Annotated in this window: 2 protein-coding genes; both read left to right on the forward strand. The window is 66.8% G+C overall.

The features are described 5' to 3' along the window. Positions 1 to 606: FAD/NAD(P)-binding protein (locus JCM9942_RS13355; RefSeq protein WP_425478355.1), on the forward strand; the 606-nt coding region annotated here is incomplete at its 5' end. A gap of 43 nt (positions 607 to 649) precedes the next feature. Further along, a partial coding sequence (uvrD, locus tag JCM9942_RS13360) for a DNA helicase II (protein WP_054660275.1) occupies positions 650 to 2842 on the forward strand: 2193 nt, incomplete at its 3' end.

Below are 2842 nucleotides of genomic sequence, written 5' to 3' on the forward strand. Positions count from 1 at the left end.
CTGCGCCGGCATGCGGCCGAGGCGAGTGCGCGCGGCATTCCGTGGCAGAGCGTAATGGAGCGCATCCGCCCGCTGGGCCAGGCGCTGTGGCAGTCGCTGTCGTTCGATGACCAGCGGCGCTTTCTGCGCCACGTGGTGCGTTACTGGGACGTGCACCGGCACCGCGTTGCCGCACCGGTGCACGCGCAGCTGCTGACACTGGCCGAGCAGGGACGCCTGCAGGTGCATCGCGGCCGCTTGCAGGCGGTAGTGAGCGAAGGGGCCTGCGTGCAACTGCTGGCCCACGACATCCGTCGTCGGCCGCTGCAGCTGGATGTGCACTGTGTGGTCAACGCCACCGGTGTGGAGATGCGGGCGCAGGCCATGCGCAACACCTTGCTGCAGCAGCTGCTCGGCAGTGGCGTAGCGCGTCCGGGACCGCACGGGATCGGTATCGACAGCGCGCCCGATGGCAGCCTGATCGATGCCCACGGCACTATCGAGACACGCCTGCAGGTGCTGGGCAGCCTGCGCATCGGCCGGTTGTGGGAAAGCCTGGCCATCCCCGAACTGCGCGGGCAGGCCGCACACGCGGCCACGACCCTGTTGCAGCAGCTGCAGCCCTAGCCGCCATGCGGCGGGGACCGGGCGCTTCCCGTAAAATACGTCCATGGATGTTTCCCACCTGCTCGACGGGCTGAATGCAGCCCAGCGCGAGGCCGTTTCCGCGCCTCCCGGTCATCACCTGATCCTCGCTGGCGCCGGTTCCGGCAAGACCCGCGTACTTACCCACCGTATCGCCTGGCTCAACGAAGTCATCGGCGTGCCGACCCATGGCATCTTCGCGGTGACTTTCACCAACAAGGCGGCCGGCGAGATGCGTCATCGCATCGACGCGCAGCTGGCCCAGGGCAGCCGCGGCATGTGGGTCGGCACCTTCCACGGTCTGGCCCATCGTCTGCTGCGCCTGCACTGGGCCGATGCCCGGTTGCCCGAAGCCTTCCAGGTGATGGATTCGGACGATCAGCTGCGGCTGGTCAAGCGTGTGGTGCAGCAGCTGGAGCTGGACGACGGCAAGTACCCGCCCAAGCAGGTGATGTGGTGGATCAACGCGCAGAAGGATGAGGGCCGGCGTCCGGCGCACATCCAGCCCGAGACGCATGACCACTGGGGCGAGGCCATGCGTCAGGCCTACGCCGCTTACCAGGAACGCTGCGACCGCGCCGGGCTGGTCGATTTCGCCGAGCTGTTGCTGCGCGCGCATGAATTGCTGCGCGACAACCCGGCACTGCTGGCGCATTATCGCGCGCGCTTTCGCGAGATCCTGGTCGACGAGTTCCAGGACACCAACGCCATCCAGTACGCCTTCGTGCGGGTGCTGGCCGGTGACAGTGGCAACGTGTTCGTGGTCGGTGATGATGACCAGGCCATCTACGGCTGGCGTGGCGCCAAGGTCGAGAATGTGCAGCGCTTCCTGAAGGATTTCCCCGGCGCGCAGACCATCCGCCTGGAACAGAACTACCGTTCCAGCGCCAACATCCTCAACGCCGCCAACGCGGTGATCGCACACAACCCGGACCGGATCGGCAAGCAGTTGTGGACCGACAGCGGTGATGGCGATCCGATCGACCTGTTCGCCGCCTACAACGAGATGGACGAGGCGCGCTATCTGGTCGAGCGCGCCCGCCAGTGGGTGCGCGATGGTGGCAGCTATGGCGATGTCGCCGTGCTCTACCGCAGCAACGCGCAGTCGCGCGCGTTTGAAGAAGCCCTGCTCAGCGAGCAGGTGCCGTACCGCGTGTACGGCGGCATGCGCTTTTTCGAACGTGCCGAAATCAAGGATGCACTCGCCTACCTGCGGCTGATGACCAACCGCAACGATGACGCCGCGTTCGAGCGCGCGGTGAACACGCCGACGCGCGGCATTGGCGAGCGCACGCTGGATGAGGTGCGGCGCATCGCGCGGCAGCAGGCGCTGTCGCTGTGGGAAGCGTCGATGCTGGCTACCCAGGGCACCGACCTGACCTCGCGCGCCAGGAATGCGCTGGCCGGTTTCATCACCCTGATCGGCCAGCTTGCTGCCGAATCCGGTGAGATGGATCTGGCCGAGCGGATCGATCACGTGCTGGCACGCTCGGCCTTGCGCGAGCATTGGGGCAAGGAAAGTCGCAATGCGCTGGATTCGGAATCGCGTATCGACAACCTGGACGAACTGGTCTCGGTGGCCTCGCGTTTCGTGCGCCGCGAAGACGATATCGAAGAAGGCGCCGAGGACATGAGCGAGCTGGTCGCGTTCCTGTCCTATGCCTCTCTGGAGGCGGGCGAAGGCCAGGCCCAGGCGGGCGAGGAGGGCGTGCAGCTGATGACACTGCACTCGGCCAAGGGCCTGGAATTCCCGCTGGTGTTCCTGGCCGGCATGGAGGAAGGCCTGTTCCCGAGCGCGCGGTCGCTGGAAGAGAGCGGGCGGCTGGAGGAGGAGCGGCGTCTGGCCTATGTGGGTATCACCCGCGCACGGCAGCAACTGGTGCTCGGCTATGCCGAGTCGCGTCGCATCCATGGCCAGGACAACTACAGCCTGCCATCACGCTTCCTGCGCGAGATCCCGCGCGAGCTGCTCAACGAGGTTCGCCCCAAGGTGCAGGTGTCGCGACCGGCCTCGCTGGGCGCCAACCGGGTGATGGGCGGCCACGCCAGCATCGAGCTGCCGCCGATCAGGCTCGGTGCGCTGGTCACCCACCCCAAGTTCGGCGAAGGCATGGTCACCGACTATGAAGGCAGCGGCGCGCATGCGCGGGTGCAGGTGGAATTCGCCGAGGCCGGCAGCAAGTGGCTGGTGCTGGCCTACGCCAACTTGACGCTGCTG

This window comes from Stenotrophomonas pictorum JCM 9942, from assembly GCF_001310775.1.
Lineage (GTDB): Bacteria > Pseudomonadota > Gammaproteobacteria > Xanthomonadales > Xanthomonadaceae > Stenotrophomonas > Stenotrophomonas pictorum.